The organism is Burkholderia sp. BCC1644, assembly GCF_902833225.1.
Lineage (GTDB): Bacteria > Pseudomonadota > Gammaproteobacteria > Burkholderiales > Burkholderiaceae > Burkholderia.
The window spans coordinates 1-21,091 of the sequence record NZ_CADFEI010000010.1 but is presented as its reverse complement, the minus strand read 5'-3'; the positions used below and the strand labels follow the sequence as shown (position 1 = coordinate 21,091).

The window sequence follows — 21,091 nt, the reverse complement described above, 5'->3', positions numbered from 1 at the left end:
CGGGAGTGGGGGATGTGCCACGCTCGGCAGGCTGTCGTAGGGCCTTCCTGCGTATAACGGCAGCGTTTAAAGCGGCGGTATCCGGTTTATCCCTATTCGGGATTGACTGGATAAAGAAGGGGGGATTTAATCCGCTGGTAATCGCGCAATGGAAAGCTTGTAAATATTTGTAAATGCGCGATCCGGGATTTTTATTTATTGCCTGATACGAGTAAATAAAAAGCCGGCCAGTGGCCGGCTTTGCATTGCGTGCGATGTTGAATCAGCGTTTGAGACCGGCGTCCTCGGCTGCGCCGATGCTCAGGTTCATGCACTGGATCGCGGCGCCCGACGCGCCCTTGCCGAGGTTGTCGAGGCGCGCGACCGTGACGAAGCGCTCGGCGTTGCCGAACACGAACAGGTCGACACGGTTCGTATCGTTGTTTGCCTGCACGTCGAAGAAGCCGCCGTCGAGGTTCGCGTCCGCGTCGAACGGTGCGACGCGCACGAACGCTTCGTCCGCGTAGTACTCGGCGAACACGCGCTGCACGTCCTGCGGCGTTGCGCGCTTCGCGAACTGCTCGGGCGTGAAGTAGGTCGTCACCGCGAGACCCTTCAGGAACGGGCCGACGATCGGCGTGAAGATCGGTGCGTTCGCGAGGCCCGTATGCGCGGCCATTTCCGGCAGGTGCTTGTGCGCGAGGCCGAGTGCGTACGGACGCGGGCTCGCGAGCTTGCCGCCGGGCGCCGCATTCTCGTAGTCGGCGATCATCGACTTGCCGCCGCCGCTGTAGCCGGTGATCGAGTAGCTGTGCGCGGCGAACGTCGGCGCGACGATGCCGGCATCGACGAGCGGACGCATCGCGAGCACGAACGCCGATGCGTGGCAGCCGGGTACCGCGATGCGCTTCGAGGTACGAATCTTCTCGCGCTGGGCGCGGGTCAGTTCCGGCAGGCCGTAGGCCCAGTCGGCGCTCGTGCGGAACGCGGTGCTCGCGTCGATCAGCGTCGTGTTCGGGTTCTCGACGAGCGAGGCCGATTCGCGCGACGCGACATCCGGCAGGCACAGGAACGTGACGTCCGACGCGTTGATCAGGCGGCGGCGCTCGTCGACGTCCTTGCGCTTCGCTTCATCGATCCGCAGGATCTCGATGTCGTTGCGTGCCGACAGGTATTCGAAGATCTTGAGGCCGGTCGTGCCTTCCTGGCCGTCGACAAAAACTTTGGTGCTCATTTCGCTCTCACTGAATGAAACGCGGGCCCGCGCCCGGAAACCGCCATTTTAAGACGTCATCCGGCGGGTCTGCGCCGCGCGGGGCGAAAAAAGACGGCCGGCGGGCCGCCTTGTGTCCCTTTGACACCCGCCGCTGCGGGCGCGCGGGCGTCGGGGCTGGGCTCAGCGGGCGCCGGCGTCCCAGCGTGCGGTCGCTTCGGCCACGCGCCGGCCGAACGCCTTGCCGGTCTCGAGGTCGCCCGGCAGCGGGCCCTCGTCGGGCGTCGCATCGGCCGGCGATTGCGCGAGCAGGCCCGTGGAGCCGCCGAGGTAGTTGATGTCGTTGCGCGTGGCCGCCTTCGAGTTGGCCGGCATCAGGCTCGTGCCGACCCACACCATCCCATGCTGCATCGCCAGCGTGACGAAATATTGAATCGTCGAGAACTTGTCGCCGTTCATCGTCGCGGAGTTCGTGAAGCCCGCGGCGATCTTGTCCTTCCACTTCTGCGTGAACCACGCTTTCGACGTGGCATCGGCGAATTGCTTGAACTGCGCCGACGGGCCGCCCATGTAGGTCGGCGCGCCGAAGATGATCGCGTCGGCCGCGTCGAGCGCGGCCCAGCCCGCGTCGTCGAGGTCGCCGACGGCGATCAGGCGCGCGTTCGCGCCGGCGTCCTGAGCGCCGGCATGCACGGCCTCGGCCAGTTTCTGCGTGTGACCGTAGCCGCTGTGATAGACGATGACGATGTTCGACATGAAGCGTTCTCCGGAAAGGGACGGGAACGGCGGACCGCAGGCTCGCCGCGTCACGCGCCGCCGGCGGGCGGCGCGGCGGATGCGCGGCATGGCGCCGCGACCGGTGACAACGAGTCTAGCAAGCCGAAATGACGGGAAAACGCGCGCAGGCGGCGCACTGAAATTCCCGGCGGCCGTCAATCGCGGGGTCCGTTACTGCCCGTAGTTGACCGTGAGTTGCGCGGTGCCGATCGCCAGCGTGCCGATCTCATGCTCGAACATCGGCGCGGGGCGGCCCTGCGACACGCGCAGGTCGGTGCCCTTCAGCGCGTAGACGGTGATCACGTAGCGGTGCGGCTTGCCGGGCGGCGGGCACGGGCCGCCGTACCCGTCGATCCCGAAGTCGTTGCGCGCCTCGCTCGCGCCGATCCGCCGCAGGAAGCCGGACGCGCTCGCGTCGGCCGGCAGGCTCGTGACGGTGCCCGGGATGCCCGCGACGGCCCAGTGCCACCAGCCGTGGCCGGGCGCGTCGGGATCGAAGATCGTGACCGCATAGCTGCGCGTGCCGGGCGGCGGGTTGTGCCAGGTGAGTTGCGGCGAGCGGTTCGCGCCCTTGCAGTCGCCGCGGTCGAACACGTTCGCGGCGTGCACGCGCCCGCCAGGCGTCAGGTCGTCGCTCGTCACGGTGAAGGGGGTTTCCGCATGCGCGGGCAGCGTCGCGAACACGGCGGCGCAGACGAAGACGAAGAGGATGGACGGAGACGGGTGACCCGATGGCGCAGGCGAAGTGATCCGGCGATCCACACGCATATGGCGCTTCTCCCGTCACGTGGGCCGGACCGATGCTTCCGGCGTTGTTGGCGTTGTGCGTTGCCCGCGCAGCTGATGGCGGCGCTGGTTCAAGTCTAGCATTAGGGTTCGATGAGCGACGCACACCGCAACCCGCGATTGCGATCGGTCATCGTGCGGATCGACGGACGAAAAAAAACCGCCCGCGATCGAGCGGGCGGCTTTTTCAGCCAGGACGCCGGCCTGCATGCCGGCGCGGCGTCATTCCTTCGGGGCCGTCGCGCCGCCGTGCGCGGCCGACCACTCGGCCGGCGCGTGCAGGAATTTCTCGACTTCGTCGAGCGTCTTCGTTTCGAAGTAGCCCGATGCCTTCGCAACACGCAGCACGTCCCACCACGTCGCCAGCGCATGCAGGTCGACGTCGATGTCCTTCAGGACCGACACGCTTTCCTTGAAGATGTTGTAGTGGAACAGCACGAAGCAGTGGTTCACCGTCGCGCCTGCGGTGCGCAGCGCGTTGATGAAGTTGACCTTGCTGCGGCTGTCGGTCGTCAGGTCTTCCACCAGCAGCACGCGCGAGCCTTCTTCCAGATGGCCTTCGATCTGCGCGTTGCGGCCGAAACCCTTCGGCTTCTTGCGTACGTACTGCATCGGCACCATCATCCGGTCCGCGATCCACGCCGCGAACGGGATACCGGCCGTTTCGCCGCCCGCCACCGCGTCGATCTGCTCGAAACCGATGTCGCGCAGGATCGTCGTTTCCGCCATTTCCATCAGGCCGCGGCGCACGCGCGGATACGAGATCAGCTTGCGGCAGTCGATATAGACGGGGCTTGCCCAGCCCGACGTGAAAACGAAGGGTTTTTCGGCGTTGAAGTGCACCGCCTGCACTTCGAGCAGCATTTTGGCGGTCGTATCCGAGATCGACTGACGATCGTAGCCTGTCATGGGCATTCCTTGGGTGTTGAGCGAGGAGCGGGCGCGGGCCCGGTGGCGCAGCAAGGGGAACCTGCCCTGGGGGCCGGGGCGCGATCGGAGAACCAATCGCATCGCTGCGCGCGTAGCCCGACATTTTACCCGATTCAGGCCGGTTTTCGGCGGAATTCGAGCAGGTTCGCGCCGCCGCTCACCACCGGCGAAACAAACGGGGCGCGACCAACCCGACGCTGATGCCAGGGATGCGGCGCTGCACCAACGGAGGTCATTTAGGGGGTGTACACTAGGCGACCCTTAGAAATCGTTCAGTACTTTGTACTTTCCTCTTGCCACCCGCCAAGGTTCGATGGCGTGCCGACCCGGCGCGTCGCGTGCCGTCTCGCAGTCGACCATCCCCTCGATTCAAGCAGACGCGGCTGAAGGTGCTGTGTACTGAGCCGTCAATATTTCGCATGTCTCTCGCAGGTCAATCATGGACGAACAACTGAAGCAGGCCGCTCTCGCTTATCACCAGAATCCGAAACCCGGCAAGATTTCGGTCACCCCGACCAAGCCGCTGTCGAACCAGCTCGATCTGTCGCTCGCGTATTCGCCGGGCGTCGCCGCGGCGTGCATGGCGATCTTCGAAGAGCCGCTCGACGCGCAGAAGTACACGTCGCGCGGCAACCTCGTCGGCGTCGTGACGAACGGCACGGCGGTGCTCGGCCTCGGCAACATCGGCCCGCTCGCGTCGAAGCCGGTGATGGAAGGCAAGGGCTGCCTGTTCAAGAAATTCGCGGGCATCGACGTGTTCGACATCGAACTGTCGGAGACCGATCCGGACAAGCTCGTCGAGGCGATCGCGATGCTCGAGCCGACGCTCGGCGGCATCAACCTCGAGGACATCAAGGCGCCGGAATGCTTCTACATCGAGCAGAAGCTGCGCGAGCGCATGAAGATCCCCGTCTTCCACGATGACCAGCACGGCACCGCGATCATCGCGTCGGCCGCGATCCTGAACGGCCTGAAGGTCGTCGGCAAGAAGCTGTCCGAAGTGAAGCTCGTGTGCTCGGGCGCCGGCGCCGCGGCCATCGCGTGTCTGGACCTGCTGGTGAACCTCGGCCTGACGAAGTCGAACATCCTCGTCACCGATTCGAAGGGCGTGATCTACGAAGGGCGCGGCAACCTCGACCCGTCGAAGCAGCGCTATGCGGCGACCACCGACGCGCGCACGCTCGCCGACGCGATCGTCGGCGCGGACGTGTTCCTCGGCTGCTCGAGCGCGGGCGTGCTGAAGCAGGACATGGTCAAGACGATGGGCGACCGCCCGCTGATCCTGGCGCTCGCGAACCCGGAACCGGAAATCCGCCCGGAAGACGCGAAGGCCGTGCGTCCGGACGCGATCGTCGCGACCGGTCGTTCGGACTACCCGAACCAGGTCAACAACGTCCTGTGCTTCCCGTTCATCTTCCGCGGCGCGCTCGACGTCGGCGCGACGACGATCACGGAAGAAATGAAGCTCGCGTGCGTGCGCGCGATCGCCGAGCTGGCCGAGGAAACCGACCAGAGCGAGGAAGTCGCGAAGGCGTATGAAGGCCACTCGCTCGAATTCGGGCCGGACTACCTGATTCCGAAGCCGTTCGACCCGCGCCTGATCATCAAGATCGCGCCGGCCGTGGCGCAGGCAGCGATGGATTCGGGCGTTGCCACGCGTCCGATCCAGGACATGGACGCGTACCGCGAGCAACTCGGCGCGACCGTCTACCGCACGGGCATGGTGATGCGCCCGGTGTTCGCGACCGCGAAGCAGAAGCAGGCCCGCATCGTGTTCGCCGAGGGCGAGGACGAGCGCGTGCTGCGCGCCGCGCAGTTCGTGCTGCAGGAAAAGATCGCCAAGCCGATCATCGTCGGCCGCCCGTCGGTCGTCGACATGCGCCTGCAGAAGATCGGCTCGAAGCTGAAGGCCGGCGTCGATTTCGAAATCGTCGATCCGGAAGACGATGCGCGCTACCACCGCTACTGGCAGGCGTATCAGGAAATCGGTGCGCGTGACGGCGTGACGCCGGAAGTCGCGAAGGCCGCGATGCGCAAGTTCAATACGCTGATCGGCGCGATGCTCGTGCACCTGGGCGACGCGGACGGGATGATCTGCGGGATGATCGACACGTTCCACAGCCACCTGAAGTTCATCGAGCAGGTGCTGGGCCGTGCGAAGGGCGCCGAGCACTTCGCCGCGATGAACCTGCTGATGCTGCCGGGCCGCAACCTGTTCGTGTGCGACACGTACGTGAACGAACTGCCGAGCGCCGAACAGCTCGCCGACATGACGATCCAGGCCGCGGCCGAGATCGAGCGCTTCGGCATCGCGCCGAAGGCCGCGCTGCTGTCGAACTCGAACTTCGGCAGCGCGCCGTCGGCGTCGTCGCGCCGGATGGCCGAGGCCCGCAAGCTGATCGTCGAACGTGCGCCGAACCTGGAAGTCGACGGTGAAATGCACGGCGACGCGGCGCTGTCGGAACTGATCCGCAAGCAGGCGTTCCCGGGCACGACGCTGTCGGGCGAAGCAAACCTGCTGATCATGCCGAACGTCGAAGCGGCGAACATCGCGTACAACCTGCTGAAGATGGTCGGCGGCGAAGGCGTGACGGTCGGGCCGTTCCTGCTCGGCGCGGCCAAGCCGGCCCACATCCTGACGCCGGCCGCGACCGTGCGCCGGATCATCAACATGACGGCTGTCGCCGCCGCGAACGTGAACACGAAGTAAGTCCACGCCCGCGTGTGCCGCGCAACGCGCGGCGCAATGAAAAACGCCACGGAACCTGCGTTCCGTGGCGTTTTTTTTGCATGAACCGCAACGGGCGGCGCGGGTGGGGCGTCCTGACCGCGAACGCCTCGCCTGCCCCGCCGCGTGCCGTTACGCGACCTGCTGGTGCGACTGGCCGCCTGCCGGCGAGCGCCACTTCGTCAGCAGCGTGTTCCACTTCTGGCGTACCGCGCGCAGGTTGTTCTCCTTCACGTGGCCGTAGCCGCGAATGCCGTCCGGCAGCGCCGCGAGTTCGAGCGCGAGCGGGCGGTTGGCCGCGTTCAGCTTGACCATCACCTCGTCGATCAGCGCTTCGTACTCGCCGATCAGCGCGCGCTCGGTGCGACGCTCTTCGGTACGGGCGAACGGATCGAGCCCCGTGCCGCGCAGGAACTTCGCCTTGGCGAGCAGCCGGAACGCCGACATCATCCACGGGCCGTACGCCTTCTTCACGAGATGGCCGTGGGCGTCCGTCTTCGCGAACAGCGGCGGCGCGAGGTGGAATTTCAGCTTCCAGTCACCTTCGAACTGCGCGGTCAGGCGCGCGAGGAACGCGGGGTCGGACTGCAACCGCGCGACCTCGTATTCGTCCTTGTACGCCATCAGCTTGAACAGGTTGCGCGCGACCGCTTCGGTCAGCTGCTCCTGCACCGTGTCGCCGTCCGCCAGCGCGCGCTCGGCGGCGCGCACCTTGTCGACGAAGGCTGCATAGCGCGATGCGTACGCGGCGTTCTGGTACGCGGTGAGGAATTCCACGCGCTTCGCGATCAACGCGTCGACCGCCTTCTTCGTGTGCAGCGCGATCACCGTGGCGCCTTGCGCGGGGCGCGCATCGCCGGCCGCGGCCTGCTTCACGCTGGCCAGGTCGTGGGCAGCGCGGCGGCCCCAGTCGAATGCCGCACGGTTCTTCTCGACCGACACCGCATTCAGCTCGATCGCACGTTCGAGCGACGCGAGCGTGAGCGGCAGCCAGCCTTTCTGCCATGCGTAGCCGAGCACGAACGGGTTCGTGTAGATCGCGTCGCCGAGCAGCGCGACCGCGAAGCGGTTCGCATCGATGAAATCGACGGCTTCACCTGCTGCCGCGCGGATGTCGTTCTCGGCGGACAAGCCGGGGAACGCCCAGTTGGGATTCTTGATGAACTCGGCGGTCGGCGTCTGCGCGCTGTTGACGACCACGCGCGTCGTGTCGTGCCGCATCCGCGACGTGCACTCGTCGCCGGCCGTGACGATCGCGTCGCAGCCGATCACGAGGTCGGCTTCGCCCATCGCGATCCGCGTCGCATGGATGTCGGTCGGCGCGTGCGAGATCTGCACGTGGCTCATCACGGCGCCGCCTTTCTGCGCGAGGCCGGTGACGTCGAGCACGGTCACGCCCTTGTTTTCCAGGTGCGCGGCCATCCCGAGCAGCGCGCCGATCGTGACGACACCCGTGCCGCCGACGCCCGTGACGAGCACGCCGTAGGCGCGGTCGATGTCCGGCAGCGTCGGTTCAGGGATCGGCGGCAGCGCGTTGCCGTCGACCGACACGGCCTTCGGCTTCTTCAGCTGGCCGCCCTCGACCGTGACGAAGCTCGGGCAGAAGCCCTTCACGCACGAGAAGTCCTTGTTGCAGCTCGACTGGTTGATCTGGCGCTTCGTGCCGAATTCGGTTTCCAGCGGTTCGACCGACAGGCAGTTCGACTGCACCGAGCAGTCGCCGCAACCTTCGCACACCGCGTCGTTGATCACGACGCGCTTGGCCGGATCCGGATACGTGCCGCGCTTGCGGCGGCGGCGCTTCTCCGTCGCGCAGGTCTGGTCGTAGATCAGGATCGTCGTGCCTTCGATCTCGCGCAGCTCGCGCTGCACGTCGTCGAGCTGGTCGCGGTGATGGATCGGCACGCCCGGCGCGAGCAGCGCCTTCTGGCTGTCGTACTTCTCCGGCTCGTCGGTGACGATCACGATCTTCTTCGCGCCTTCCGACGCGAGCTGGTGCGTGATCTGCGGCACCGTCAGCACGCCGTCGACCGGCTGGCCGCCCGTCATCGCGACGGCGTCGTTGTAGAGGATCTTGTAGGTGATGTTCGCCTTCGACGAGATCGCCGCGCGCACCGCCAGCAGGCCCGAGTGGAAGTAGGTGCCGTCGCCGAGGTTCGCGAACACGTGTTTCTCGTCCGTGAACGGCGCCTGGCCGATCCACGGCACGCCTTCGCCGCCCATCTGGCTGAAGGTGCTCGTGCTGCGGTCCATCCACACGGTCATGTAGTGGCAGCCGATGCCGGCGATTGCTCGCGAGCCTTCCGGCACGTTGGTCGACGTGTTGTGCGGGCAGCCCGAGCAGAACCACGGCTTGCGCTCCGTCTGCACGTGCGGCTTCGCGAGCGCCATTTCCTTCGCGTTGATCACCGCGAGCCGCGCGGCGATGCGTGCGCGCACGTCGGACGGCAGCTCGAACTTCTCGAGGCGCGTCGCGATCGCCTTCGCGATGATCGCGGGCGACAGCTCGTAGTGCGCGGGCAACAGCCAGTTGCCCATCGGCACCGACCATTCGCCGCCGGCGCCGTCTTTCTCGTCGAACTTGCCGAACACGCGCGGCCGCTGGCCGTCCGGCCAGTTGTACAGTTCTTCCTTGATCGCGTATTCGAGGATCTGGCGCTTTTCCTCGACGACGAGGATTTCGTCGAGGCCGCGCGCGAATGCCTGCGCGCCCTGCGCTTCGAGCGGCCACACGCAGCCGACCTTGTAGAGCCGGATGCCGATCCGCGCGCAGGTTTCGTCGTCGAGGCCGAGGTCGGTCAGCGCCTGGCGCACGTCGAGGTACGCCTTGCCACCCGTCATGATCCCGAAGCGCGCGCTCGGCGAATCGATCTCGATCCGGTCGAGCTTGTTCGCACGCACATAGGCGAGCGCCGCGTACCACTTGTAGTCGAGCAGCCGTGCTTCCTGCACGAGCGGCGGGTCGGGCCAGCGGATGTTCAGGCCGCCTTCCGGCACGATGAAGTCGGTCGGCAGCACGATCTCGGTGCGATGCGGGTCGATGTCGACCGACGCTGACGATTCGACGACGTCCGTCACGCACTTGAGCGCGACCCACAGGCCCGAATAGCGGCTCATTGCCCAGCCGTGCAAGCCGAAATCGAGATATTCCTGCACGTTGGACGGGAACAGCACGGGCAGCCCGCAGGCCTTGAAGATGTGTTCGGACTGGTGCGCGAGCGTCGACGATTTCGCCGCGTGGTCGTCGCCGGCGAGCACCAGCACGCCGCCGTGCTGCGACGAGCCGGCCGAGTTCGCGTGCTTGAAGACGTCGCCGGTGCGGTCGACGCCCGGGCCCTTGCCGTACCACATGCCGAACACGCCGTCGTGCTTCGCGCCGGGGTACAGGTTCACCTGCTGCGAGCCCCACACGGCGGTGGCGGCGAGATCTTCGTTGAGGCCGGGCTGGAAGACGATCTGGTGGGCTGCCAGGTGCTGCTTGGCTTTCCAGAGCGACAGATCGAGGCCGCCAAGCGGCGAGCCGCGGTAGCCGGAGATGAAGCCGGCCGTATTGAGACCGGCGGCGCGGTCGCGTTCCTGCTGGAGCATCGGCAGGCGCACGAGGGCCTGGATGCCGCTCATGTACGCGCGACCGCGTTCCAGTGTGTATTTGTCATCAAGCGTGACGGACTTCAGCGCGGCTTCTAGCGACGCGCGTTGGCCTGCGTCTAGCGGGGCATTCATTAACTGTCTCCTCCACCCAGTTTGGGATCACCAAAACTCGACTGCTTCTGGCGTCTTGTGGACGCGTCGGCAGTGGCCGGCATGTTCGCCGGTTTTAAGCGATGGTAGCACTGGGGCAAACCCGCCGGCCATCGGTTGGAATGCGGGGGAAATTGCGGCGGCGCACCAGAAAAAAGGGCGTGATGATGCGTTACATCATGTAAAAGCATGTAAAGCCGCGTCCATCTGCGGGCAAGTGCCGTTAATCTTGTCGGCCTGCCGGAGGTGCCCGGTGGCGTTGGTTCGTTTCGACGCAATCGGGGAGGCGCCGGCAGTTTTACAGGAGGTGCAATGAACACACGTCATATCCAGAGTTTCCTGATCGTGTCCGCCGCGTTTTTCTCGATGACCGGCCCGGTGCATGCGCGAGGCGCGAGCGCACTGGCGGCAGCCGGCGCGCAGATGCAACAGATCGTGCCGGCCCAGGACGCCGTCGCGCAGCCGTCGGCCGAGCGTGCCGTCGAGTCGAAGGCGAACGCGCGTTGATCCGGTCGCACGGCCGGCAGGCCGTGCCGGAATGAAAAAAGGGCGGGAATCCCTGGATTCCCGCCCTTTTTCTTTGTGCTGCCGGATCGTGCAGCCGGCCCGGTTGCCCGCGGCGGCCGCTTGCCGGATGCGTCAGGCCTTGTCCTGCACGACGCCGCGGCGGATCTGGTCGAGTTCGATCGATTCGAACAGCGCCTTGAAGTTGCCTTCGCCGAAGCCCTGGTTGCCCTTGCGCTGGATGATCTCGAAGAAGATCGGCCCGATCTGGTTCTCGGTGAAGATCTGCAGCAGCAGGTCGTCGCGTGCGCCGTCGATCAGGATCTTGCGCTTCTTCAGTTCGTCCAGCGATTCCCCGTGGTTCGGCACGCGGCGGTCGACCAGTTCGTAATACGTGTCGATCGTGTCGAGCAGCGTCACTTCCTTGCTGCGCAGGCCGTCGACCGCCTGGTAGATGTCGCTCGCGCCGAGCGCGATGTGCTGGATCCCTTCGCCGTGATACGCGTCGAGGTATTCCTGGATCTGGCCGGCCGTTTCCGAGCCTTCCTCGTTGATCGGGATGCGGATCTTGCCGCACGGCGACGTCATCGCCTTCGACTTCACGCCCGTCACCTTGCCTTCGATGTCGAAGTAGCGCACTTCGCGGAAGTTGAACAGGCGCTCGTAGAACTCGGCCCATTCCTGCATGCGGCCGCGGTGCACGTTGTGCGTCAGGTGGTCGATGTACGTGAGGCCGTGGCCGACCGGGTTCGGGTTCGCACCGGCAATCGGTTCGAAGTCGACGTCGTAGATGCTGATGTCGCCGATCGCGCCCGGCTGCGCGCCGTTCTTGCCGCGCCAGCGGTCGACGAAGTAGATCAGCGAGTCGCCGATGCCCTTGATCGCCGGGATGTTCAGCTCCATCGGGCCCGTCTTGTTGTCGAAGCCCCAGGCGCCGAGGTCGAGCGCGTGCTTGTAGGCCTTCGCGGCATCCTGCACGCGGAATGCGATCGCGCAGATCGACGGGCCGTGCAGGCGCGCGAAGCGTTGCGCGAACGAATCGGGTTCGGCGTTGATGATGAAGTTGATGTCGCCCTGACGGTACACCGTCACGTCCTTGTGGCGGTGGCGCGCGATCGCGGTGAAACCCATCCGTTCGAACAGTTGTCCGAGCGCTTTCGGGTCCGGTGCCGTGTATTCGATGAACTCGAAGCCGTCGGTGCCGACGGGGTTGTCCCAGTTGGGGATCTGCATGTCGTGTCTCCTGTGCGGGGCGATCGGCCGGGGCGACGTGCGCCTGCCTGGCCTGGTTCGATGTCGAAGGCCGCACACGCATGGGTGTGTGCGGCGAATCGGTACATGCGACAGAGTGTAGCGGGCGGCCGCGAGCGGAAACTTGCGAACTTAATCGCCGGCCCCTACGATGGCGCAATTTCCAGTCTTGAATTAATCATTGGAGGGCAGAAGATGGCGCAAGCCGAATTGGATGCCATCGACCGGCGGATTCTTGCGATTCTTCAGGAGAACGGGCGCCTGTCGAACCAGGAGATCGCCGAGCGCGTGAACCTGTCGCCGAGCCCGTGCCTGCGGCGGATCCGGCGGCTCGAGGAGATCGGCGTGATCACCGGTTATGTCGCGCTGCTGAACCCGCAGAAACTCGGGCTCGACCTGCTCGCGTACGTGAGCGTGCGGCTCGAGAAGCGCGGCGGCCTGGCGCCGGTGCGGGTCGACGAGACGTCGGCGCGCGCGGGCGCGACCCATGCGGAGCTGTTCCGCGCGGCCGTGCAGACCTGGCCGGAAGTGGTCGCGTGCCACGCGATGACAGGGGACATGGATTACCTGCTACGAGTGCAGGTCGAGGACATGGCGCATTTCTCCCGCTTCGTGCAGGAGCACTTGCTGCATCACCCGTCGGTGATCGACGTGAAGACGAGCTTCTCGCTCGAATGCTTCAAGGAGACGACGGCATTGCCGATTCGCTCGGTGCGCTAGCGGGGAGGGGAAGGAGGGAGGCCGGGCGCGCCACCGACGCGGCCCGGCTGGCCGATGTTACGCCGTCAGCGCGGCGGGCATCAGCGATTCGATGAACTTCGTCGTGCGGTGCGCCTGGCGCTTCATCGCGTAGTCGAACACCGCGGCCTGTTCCTGCAGCATCTCGGCGATGATCGTCGAGTGGTCGGCCGGCGGCAGCGACAGGTACGCATCGGCTTCGCCGTACGCGTACTCGATCCGCATCCCGGACTTCTTCGCGATGTGCATCATCGTCGCGTTACGCGACAGGCAATGCATGTACAGCATCGTCACGCGCGTGTTGCGGCTGCGGATCGCCGCGCGCTCGAACAACTTCGAGCCGACGCCACGGCCGCGTGCGCTTTCGAGCACCGACACGCCGAATTCGGCCGTGCGCTTGTCGCCCTCGGCCGGCAGATAGGCCAGGTGGCCGACGCCGATCAGTTCGAGGTCGTGGTCGAACACGCCGAACACGGTGTCGCGACCGAAGTCGATCGTGCGGACATAGTTCTCGATCACGTGGTCGGGCACCATCTGGCCGAAGCGCAGCAGGCGGTCCTCTTCGTCGAGCGAGAGAAAGTGGGTGAGCATCTGCTCACGGTCTTTGGAAGCCAGTTCCCTGACGAGAACCGGCGCACTACCGACCGTGCCGACGACTTCGGCAGGGCCGTTGAATTGCGTGTTCATCGTGGGTTCCTCAGTGTGTGGCTGCACAAGCGGGTTGTGCAATGCAACAGCATTTTACCCGACGGGGGTTGGGGAAAACCCGTATTTGACGTTATTTGTGCTGAGGGGAAATTCTAAATCCGCTTAGTTAATTTTCTATCCAATTGATTTTTAACGGATTTAAAATTAATCATATGAAATGCGCGACGGGCGGTCGCAGTGTGCCCGTCACGCAACGCATGCTGCTGCGCGGCAATCAGGCGGCCGTCGACAGCCCGCGTTCGATCAGGTCGATCACCTGCTCGGCGAAGTCGCGATAGCCGAGGCGGCCGCCCGGCTTCAGCCACGTGAACGTCCAGTTGATCATCCCGAACACCATCATCGTCACCGATGTCTGGTTTTCCTTCGAGATGCGGTCAGGGTACGCGCGGGCGAGCTGGCGCGTGAACGCCGCGACGATGTCGCGCTGGCGGTCGAGCACGATTTCGCGCTGCGCATCCTCGAGATACTTCACGTCGTTGAGCAGCGCGACGTGCCGGCTGTGCGACGTCTCGTACTCGGCGAGGAACGCGCGCACGAGTTCGGCGAACGCGTCGCGCTCGCTGAGGCCGCGCCGCTGGCTCGCGCCTTCCACCTCGGCGATGATCAGCATCAGCCGTTTGGTGTAGCGGTCGAGCAGGTCGAACAGGATCGCTTCCTTGCTCTCGTAATAGTGATAGAGGCGTGCCTTCGACGTGCCGCTCGCGGTCGCGAGATCGGACATCGACGTGCTCGGGTAGCTCGTCTGCGCGAATTTCTCGGCGGCCAGATCGAGGATCTGTTCGCGCTGGGATTCGTGGTCGGGCGCTCGGGTACGGGCCATGGTCGAATGCGGAAGATTAGCGGTGCGCGAGAGCCGCACGGGCCGCGCGCACCTGCGTGGAAGAGAGGGCGTCGGGCGCGTCGTCCTGCAGCTCGAGCCGGCCGGCGGCCGCGAGCTCGCGGCAGCGCCACCAGGCGATCGAATCGCTGACGAACAGCCCGCCGCGGTCGGCGGCGGCCATGATGCTGCCGACGAGGCGTCGCGCGGGCAGCCAGTCGGCTTCCGCGCGCGAGACGATCAGCGCGTCGAGATCGGCGTAGTGGCCGCTCTTGATCGTGTTGCTGACCCAGTAGCGCAGTTCGGCGTTCAGGTGCTTCGCTTCCTGCCATTCGAGTGCGAGGCGGCCGATGCGCAGCACCGAGATCGGCGCGGCCACCGGGCGTTTGCGCGCCAGTTCCGCGGGCGAGAACATCCCGGTCGAGCAGGCCTGGTCGGTGCGCGACAGCGCCGTGCGCTGCGTCGAGTCGAAATCGGCGGCCGACAGCCGTACCTCGTTCAGGCGCTGAGGCACGTTGCGCAGGTGGTAGGCGACGCGGCGCAGCAGCAGCTTGTCGCCGACGCTCGGCGCGTGCCACACGACCACCTGGCCCGACTCCATCGCGAGCTGGTCGAGACGCGCGAATTCATCCTCGATTTCCGCGTTCCAGTCGGGGATCTGGTCGCCGAGCACGTGGTGCCAGAAGGCGGCGCGCGTGTCGGGCGTCTCGTCGGCGCCCTTGAGCGGTCCGACGCCGAGATCGTCGAGCAATCCGACGACGCGCTCGTCGCGCCCGGCTTGCGCGAGTGCCTCGCGCAGCGACGCGGCGGCGGTGCCGCCCTGAATCACATGAATGGTACTCATCGGCCTGTCGTCAACAAAAGAAAACCGCCGGCCGGGCGGACATTGCGATGTCCAGCCGGCCGGCGGCCCCTAGTGTAAGCGAGATGTGTGACGGCGAGAAACCGTTCGGCGCCGCGACGCAACGCCGCTCAACGCTCGTCGTAGCTCACGACGACCTTGTCGCTGATCGGGTGGCACTGGCAGGTGAGCACGAAGCCGTCCTTCACTTCATGCTCCTCGAGCGTGTAGTTCTTCTCCATCCTCACCTCGCCCTCGATCACCTTCGCGCGGCACGTGCAGCACACGCCGCCCTTGCACGCGTACGGCAGCGCGAGGCCCGCGCGCAGGCCAACGTCGAGCAGGCTCACGCCCTGGTATGGCAGGCGCAGCTTGCGCTTCTTGCCATCGAGCACGATTTCGAGGTCGGCGGCCGGTGTCTGGTCGGTGATCTCGACGACCGGCGCGCCGGCTTGCGGCAGCGGCGTGCCGAAGCGCTCGACATGCACCTTCGCCTGCGGCACGCCGGCCGCCTTCAGCGCGGCTTCGGCCGCGTCCATCATCGGCGCGGGGCCGCAGATGAACGCTTCGTCGATCGCATCGGCCGGCGTCAGCGTTTCGAGGAATTCCGCACATTTCGCCTGGTCGAGCACGCCGTTGAACAGCTCGACGTCCTGCAGGTCGTCCGACAGCACGTGATACAGGATGAAGCGGTTCATGTAGCGGTTCTTCAGGTCCTCGAGCTCCTCCGCGAACATGATCGCGTCGACGCTGCGGTTCCCGTAGATCAGCGTGAACGTGCTGCGCGGCTCGAGTTCGAGCGTCGTCTTCACGATCGCGAGCACCGGCGTGATCCCCGAGCCGCCGGAAAACGCGACGTACTGCTTGCCGTGATCGGCGTTCAGGTGCGTGAAGAAGCGGCCGTCCGGCGTCATCACGTCGATCGTGTGGCCGGCCTTCAGCGAGTCGAACGCGAAGTTCGAGAAGCGGCCGCCGCGCACGCGCTTGATGCCGATGCGCAGTTCGCCGTCACGGTCGTAGTCCGTCGTGCCGACGCAGATCGAATACGAGCGGCGCGTTTCCTCGCCGTCGATGTGGGTCTTCAGCGTGACGAACTGGCCCTGCGTGAAGCGGTAGGCGTCGCGCAGCTCGGGCGGCACGTCGAAGGAGACGGTCACGGCGTCGGCGGTCTCTGGCCGCACGTCGCGGATACGCAGCGGATGAAATTGCGGGGTCGCCATATTTAATAGGGTTTGAAGTAGTCGAAGGGTTCGCGGCAGTCGACGCAGCGATACAGCGCCTTGCAGGCCGTGGACGCGAATTGCGCGAGACGCTCGGTGCGGGCGGAGCCGCAGCGCGGGCAGGTGGGCGCCGCGACCGGCCGCGGCACGAAACGCACGACGTTTTCCCGCGGTGAGGCGCTGCCGCACTGCCCGACCGGCGGCGCGATGCCGTACGCGCGGAGCTTGTCGCGCGCTTCCTCCGTGATCCAGTCGGTCGTCCAGGCGGGCGCGAGCACCGTCTCGATCCGGTGGGGCGGCAGTTCGGCGGCCTGCAGCGCGGCGGCGATGTCCTCGGCGATCTGCGACATGGCCGGGCAGCCCGAGTAGGTCGGCGTGATCACGACTTCGAGCTGGCCGTCGTCCGCGCGGCGGACGTCGCGCAGGATGCCGAGCTCGCGGATCGACACGACCGGGATCTCCGGATCGGGCACGGCTTCCAGCACGTCCCACGCACGGGCGAGCAGCGGATCGTCATGGCGCACGGCGGGTGCGGCGTGGGCAGGGGCGGCGGTCTGGACGGACATCGTCGGGCTCCGTGGCGTTGGCCGGTTACCAGGTCGCGCCGGGATGCTGGCGCGCGAGGCTCTGCATTTCGGCGAGCAGGTAGCCCATGTGCTCCGAGTGCTCGCCCTGCTTGCCGGTCGTCACGTGCTTCACGGGCGCCGGCAGGGCGAGCGTCGCCTCGGCGAGCGCATCGTCCACGTCGGCGCGCCACGCGGCTTCGATCGCGGCCGGTGCCGGGCCGATGCCGGGGGCGGCGATCGCGTCGTCGATCGCATCGGCCGCGAAGAATTCGCGCGTGTACGGCATCAGGTAGTCGAGCGCATCCTGCGCGCGGCGGTGCGATGCGTCGGTACCGTCGCCGAGGCGCACGAGCCACTCGCGTGCGTGCTGTACGTGATAGCGGGTTTCCTTCACCGATTTCGCGGCGATCGCGGCGAGCTGCGTGTCGGTCGACGTTTCCAGCGCGCTCCATACGTGGAGCATCAGCGCCGCGTACAGGAAGTTGCGCACGATTGTCACCGCGTAGTCCTTGTCGGCGTGTGCGGTGCCGGAGACCGGACCGTAGTGCGGCAGCTCGGCGAGCGTGAAGTTCGCGAATTCGCGCTCGGTACGGAAGTACGCGTAGTCGTCCTCGGTCTTCGTCGCGCCGTTGAGCTGGCGCTCGAGCTCGGCCGCGTGCGTATACAGCATGCGCGACTGGCCGATGAGGTCGAGGCTCATGTTGGTGAGCGCGATGTCTTCCTCGAGGATCGGGCCGTGGCCGCACCATTCGGCGTTGCGCTGACCGAGGATCAGCGCGTTGTCCGCGAGGCGCAGCACGTAGGAGAGGTGTTCGGGCGTGATCGTCATGGCGCGGGCGTTACATGTGGTTGACTTCGTCGGGCAGCGTGTAGAACGTCGGGTGGCGGTAGATCTTGTCGCCCGCCGGCTCGAACAGTTCGGCCTTTTCGCTCGGGTCCGACGCGGTGATCGCCGACGACGGCACCACCCAGATGCTCACGCCTTCCTGGCGGCGCGTGTAGACGTCGCGCGCCATGCGCAGCGCCATCGTCGCGTCGGCGGCGTGCAGGCTGCCGCAATGCTTGTGGTCGAGGCCCTGCTTGCTGCGCACGAACACTTCCCAGATCGGCCATTCCTTGTTCATCACTTTCTCCTGATTCCTGAATTCGAGTGTTGCCGCTCAGGCGGCGTGCTGTTCGGCGCGGGCCTGGCGCTTCGCTTCGTGCGCGAGCGCGGCTTCGCGCACCCAGGCGCCGTCGTCGTGTGCTTTCACGCGGGTCGCGAGGCGTTCCTTGTTGCACGGGCCGTCGCCGTTGACCACGCGCCAGAATTCGTCCCAGTCGATCGTGCCGTAGTCGTGATGGCCGCGCGCTTCGTTCCATTTCAGGTCGGGGTCGGGCAGCGTCACGCCGAGCACCTTCGCCTGGTCGACCGTCGCGTCGACGAATTTCTGGCGCAGGTCGTCGTTCGAGATCCGCTTGATGCCCCATTTCGCGGACTGGCTGCTGTGGACCGAATCGGCGTCGCTCGGGCCGAACATCATCAGCACCGGCCACCACCAGCGGTCCACGGCCTGCTGGACCATCGCGCGCTGCGCGTCGGTGCCCTTCATCATCGACAGCAGGGCATCGAAACCCTGGCGCTGGTGGAACGACTCTTCCTTGCACACGCGGATCATCGCGCGTGCGTACGGGCCGTACGTGCAGCGGCACAGCGGGATCTGGTTCATGATCGCGGCGCCGTCGACGAGCCAGCCGATCACGCCGACGTCGGCCCAGGTCGGCGTCGGATAGTTGAAGATGCTCGAATATTTCGCCTTGCCGGCGTGCAGTGCGTCGATCAGCGAATCGCGCGACACGCCGAGCGTTTCGGCCGCGCTATACAGATAGAGGCCGTGGCCGGCTTCGTCCTGGACCTTCGCGAGCAGGATCGCCTTGCGCTTCAGGCTCGGCGCGCGCGAGATCCAGTTGCCTTCCGGCAGCATGCCGACGACTTCCGAATGCGCGTGCTGCGAGATCTGGCGCACCAGCGTCTTGCGATAGGCGTCGGGCATCCAGTCCTGCGGTTCGATCTTGCCGTCGGCTGCCATCACCGCGTCGAACCGCGCCTGCTCGGGCGACTCGGCTGCGGCGTCGAGCGGCGCGACGTTGCCGGGGATGTCGAGGGATTGCGTGTACATGGCGAGATTCTCGTCCGGTTGAATGTGTGCGAAGTATAAACCAACCGACCGGTCGGTTAATAAATTTCTTGTGGATTTGCGGCGAGACTCGGGTAAACGAGGGACGTCGGGGCGCGATCGGGCGGCACAAGCGCGGTCCCGCACGTGAGTCTCGCGCCTTCTGCGGCACAATGCCCGCTTTCCGATGAGGATTTTGCCGATGTCATTCCGAAGCAGTTTCGCCGCGGCCATGTTGGGTGCGGCCGTTTTCGTGTCGCCGCTCGTGGCGTCGGCCGCGCCGGCCGGATGGGTTGCCGCGTGGGCCACCGCGCTGCAGCCGATTCCCGACCTTGCCGCGCCGCCGCCGCTTTACCGCGCGCCCGACGTGGCCGGGCGGACCGTGCGCCAGATCGTGTACCCGACGGTGTCGGGGCGCGCCGCGCGGATTCGCGTCAGCAATGCCTACGGCCGCGCGCCGCTGGTCGTCGAGGCCGCGAGCCTCGCGCGTGCCGGTGAGGGCGCGGCGCTTGCCGGCGGCGCGGCCGTGCCGGTCCGGTTCGGCGGCAAGTCATCGGTGACGCTCGCGCCGGGCCAGGAGCGCGAAAGCGATCCGGTGGCCATCGACGTGATGGCCGCGCAGCCTTATGCGATCAGTCTCCAGATGGGGCCGAACCAGCGCATGACGGTCTGGCACCGCGTGTCGAACCAGTTCAACTATGTGTCCGTACCGGGCGATCACGTGAGCGATCCGGGCGCCGCCGCGTTCCGCACTCGTTTTACGCAATACGCATGGGTGTCCGAGCTGGCTGTCGAAGCCGGTACCGCGCGCGCCAGTGTCGCTGCGATCGGCGACTCGATCACCGACGGGCTGCGCTCCAGCGTGAACCGGAACCGCCGCTGGCCTGACGCGCTCGCGCGCCGGCTGACGGCGTCGGGAGCCGATTCGATCGGCGTCGTGAATCTGGGGATCAGCGGGAACCGGCTGCTCAGCGATTCCGCGTGCTACGGCACGTCGCTGGCGTCGCGGTTCGAACGCGATGCGCTGTCGCGTGCGGGCGTGAAGGCGGCGGTCGTGCTGATCGGCATCAACGACATCAACTTCGCGGCGATGCCGCCGCGCGCGGGGCTCGACTGCGACCACCCGCATACGCAGGTCACGGCCGCGTCGCTGATCGACGGCTATCGCTGGCTGATCGAGGCGGCGCACCGTCAGGGCGTGAAGGTATACGGCGCGACGCTCACGCCGGCTGCGTTGCCGGCCGGGCGCGAAGCGATCCGGCTCGAGGTGAACCGGTGGATCCGGAGTGGTGGCGGCTTCGACGGCGTGGTCGACTTCGACGCGGCGCTGCGCGACCCGGCGCGTCCGAGCGTGCTGCAGCGCCGATACGATAGCGGCGACGGTATTCACCCGAGCGACGCCGGCTACACGGCGATGGCCGACGCGGTGCCGGTCGAGCAGCTGCAGGCTGCGGCGGGTGGCAAGTGATGCCTCTCTATATATAGAGGGAAGTGTTGCCGGCGTCGTGGAGGTCAGCGGTGCCACGTCGTCCGTCGAGCCCGAAGCCCTCGTGCGCGTCAGCGCACGGGGGCTTTTTCAAACTTTTTTCACAAAGGGGCTTGCGCGGATCGGGGCAGATGCATAGAATCACGCCTCTTTCGCGCTAACGGAAACGCGGCGCGGGAGGAAGGGAAGCGGTGCTGTTGAGGCAGGTGGTACGAGCCTCGGCGGTACAGGAAGTTGAGCCCCGCAGTCGCAACGATGTCGTGTAAAAAGTTGTTGACGAACTGCGAAACACGGTTCATAATCTCGCTTCTCTGCTGCTGAAAACGCAGCGCTGCTGAGAAACACGAAGTTTCTCGCAGAAATGCTCTTTAAAAATTAACAGCCGATAAGTGTGGGCGCTTGATGGAAGCGAGCTGATCTTCGGATCAGATAGCGAAAGTATCAAGAGTCTCACACTAAAGTAAGTCAGGTTTATGAAGTGATTCATATTCCTGTCAGCTTTGAGTGAGCGACCGGTTCTTAACTGAACCGAAAACAGTAACAGGTTTAAACTGAAGAGTTTGATCCTGGCTCAGATTGAACGCTGGCGGCATGCCTTACACATGCAAGTCGAACGGCAGCACGGGTGCTTGCACCTGGTGGCGAGTGGC

At 66.0% G+C, this 21,091-nt stretch carries 18 protein-coding genes and 1 rRNA gene; 5 read left to right on the top strand and 14 right to left on the bottom strand.

Features of this window, described 5'->3' with window-relative positions:
* Positions 1-262: 262 nt before the first annotated feature.
* The 4 genes from argC to HWX87_RS20530 all read right to left on the bottom strand — a co-directional run bounded on the left by argC (position 263) and on the right by HWX87_RS20530 (position 3,664).
* A complete protein-coding gene (argC, locus tag HWX87_RS20545; RefSeq protein ID WP_176048860.1) occupies positions 263-1,213 on the bottom strand; it encodes an N-acetyl-gamma-glutamyl-phosphate reductase in 951 nt (316 codons plus the stop codon).
* 162 nt (positions 1,214-1,375) lie between these two features.
* Positions 1,376-1,948, bottom strand: coding sequence for a flavodoxin family protein (locus tag HWX87_RS20540; RefSeq protein ID WP_176048859.1), 573 nt, complete (start codon positions 1,946-1,948; stop codon positions 1,376-1,378).
* Between the two features lie 192 nt (positions 1,949-2,140).
* Positions 2,141-2,737 carry a YbhB/YbcL family Raf kinase inhibitor-like protein gene (locus tag HWX87_RS20535; protein ID WP_176048858.1) on the bottom strand — a complete coding sequence of 199 codons (597 nt, stop codon included), beginning with the start codon at positions 2,735-2,737 and terminating at the stop codon, positions 2,141-2,143.
* A gap of 240 nt (positions 2,738-2,977) precedes the next feature.
* Positions 2,978-3,664, bottom strand: a complete 687-nt coding sequence (locus HWX87_RS20530; RefSeq protein ID WP_176048857.1) for an orotate phosphoribosyltransferase — start codon at positions 3,662-3,664, stop codon at positions 2,978-2,980.
* 460 nt (positions 3,665-4,124) lie between these two features.
* Between HWX87_RS20530 and HWX87_RS20525 the strand changes: the two genes are divergently transcribed.
* Positions 4,125-6,395, top strand: coding sequence for an NADP-dependent malic enzyme (locus tag HWX87_RS20525; RefSeq protein ID WP_176048855.1), 2,271 nt, complete (start codon positions 4,125-4,127; stop codon positions 6,393-6,395).
* Between the two features lie 150 nt (positions 6,396-6,545).
* Here the strand turns inward: HWX87_RS20525 and HWX87_RS20520 are convergent, their stop codons facing one another.
* Positions 6,546-10,136 (bottom strand): indolepyruvate ferredoxin oxidoreductase family protein, encoded by a 3,591-nt coding sequence (locus HWX87_RS20520; protein WP_176048853.1) that lies wholly within the window; start codon positions 10,134-10,136, stop codon positions 6,546-6,548.
* Positions 10,137-10,466: 330 nt separating this feature from the next.
* Between HWX87_RS20520 and HWX87_RS20515 the strand changes: the two genes are divergently transcribed.
* Positions 10,467-10,661, top strand: a complete 195-nt coding sequence (locus tag HWX87_RS20515) for a hypothetical protein (RefSeq protein ID WP_046547411.1) — start codon at positions 10,467-10,469, stop codon at positions 10,659-10,661.
* Between the two features lie 132 nt (positions 10,662-10,793).
* Here HWX87_RS20515 and hppD read toward each other — a convergent pair whose 3' ends face one another.
* Positions 10,794-11,891, bottom strand: coding sequence for a 4-hydroxyphenylpyruvate dioxygenase (gene hppD / locus HWX87_RS20510; RefSeq protein ID WP_176048851.1), 1,098 nt, complete (start codon positions 11,889-11,891; stop codon positions 10,794-10,796).
* 213 nt (positions 11,892-12,104) lie between these two features.
* Here hppD and HWX87_RS20505 point away from each other — a divergent pair, with 213 nt between their 5' ends.
* A complete protein-coding gene (locus tag HWX87_RS20505) occupies positions 12,105-12,629 on the top strand; it encodes an Lrp/AsnC family transcriptional regulator (RefSeq protein WP_059528294.1) in 525 nt (174 codons plus the stop codon).
* 57 nt (positions 12,630-12,686) lie between these two features.
* On the opposite strand, the gene HWX87_RS20500 is transcribed toward HWX87_RS20505, so the two are convergent.
* The 8 genes from HWX87_RS20500 to paaA all read right to left on the bottom strand — a co-directional run bounded on the left by HWX87_RS20500 (position 12,687) and on the right by paaA (position 18,958).
* Positions 12,687-13,334: a GNAT family N-acetyltransferase gene (locus HWX87_RS20500; protein WP_176048849.1), complete on the bottom strand. Its 648-nt coding sequence runs from the start codon at positions 13,332-13,334 to the stop codon at positions 12,687-12,689.
* 235 nt (positions 13,335-13,569) lie between these two features.
* Entirely contained in the window at positions 13,570-14,175 is a 606-nt protein-coding gene (locus tag HWX87_RS20495; RefSeq protein WP_006482923.1) for a TetR/AcrR family transcriptional regulator, read from the bottom strand.
* 16 nt (positions 14,176-14,191) lie between these two features.
* A complete protein-coding gene (locus HWX87_RS20490) occupies positions 14,192-15,016 on the bottom strand; it encodes a DUF1835 domain-containing protein (protein ID WP_176048847.1) in 825 nt (274 codons plus the stop codon).
* A 128-nt stretch (positions 15,017-15,144) separates the two neighbouring features.
* Entirely contained in the window at positions 15,145-16,233 is a 1,089-nt protein-coding gene (gene paaE / locus HWX87_RS20485) for a 1,2-phenylacetyl-CoA epoxidase subunit PaaE (RefSeq protein WP_176048845.1), read from the bottom strand.
* A 2-nt stretch (positions 16,234-16,235) separates the two neighbouring features.
* A complete protein-coding gene (gene paaD / locus HWX87_RS20480) occupies positions 16,236-16,799 on the bottom strand; it encodes a 1,2-phenylacetyl-CoA epoxidase subunit PaaD (RefSeq protein ID WP_176048843.1) in 564 nt (187 codons plus the stop codon).
* 25 nt (positions 16,800-16,824) lie between these two features.
* Entirely contained in the window at positions 16,825-17,628 is an 804-nt protein-coding gene (paaC, locus tag HWX87_RS20475) for a 1,2-phenylacetyl-CoA epoxidase subunit PaaC (protein ID WP_176048842.1), read from the bottom strand.
* A 10-nt stretch (positions 17,629-17,638) separates the two neighbouring features.
* Positions 17,639-17,923, bottom strand: coding sequence for a 1,2-phenylacetyl-CoA epoxidase subunit PaaB (gene paaB / locus HWX87_RS20470; RefSeq protein WP_006482881.1), 285 nt, complete (start codon positions 17,921-17,923; stop codon positions 17,639-17,641).
* A 36-nt stretch (positions 17,924-17,959) separates the two neighbouring features.
* Positions 17,960-18,958 (bottom strand): 1,2-phenylacetyl-CoA epoxidase subunit PaaA, encoded by a 999-nt coding sequence (paaA, locus tag HWX87_RS20465; RefSeq protein ID WP_176048840.1) that lies wholly within the window; start codon positions 18,956-18,958, stop codon positions 17,960-17,962.
* Positions 18,959-19,157: 199 nt separating this feature from the next.
* Between paaA and HWX87_RS20460 the strand changes: the two genes are divergently transcribed.
* A complete protein-coding gene (locus HWX87_RS20460) occupies positions 19,158-20,423 on the top strand; it encodes an SGNH/GDSL hydrolase family protein (protein WP_176048838.1) in 1,266 nt (421 codons plus the stop codon).
* A gap of 566 nt (positions 20,424-20,989) precedes the next feature.
* Positions 20,990-21,091, top strand: a 16S ribosomal RNA gene (locus HWX87_RS20455); the annotation flags it as partial.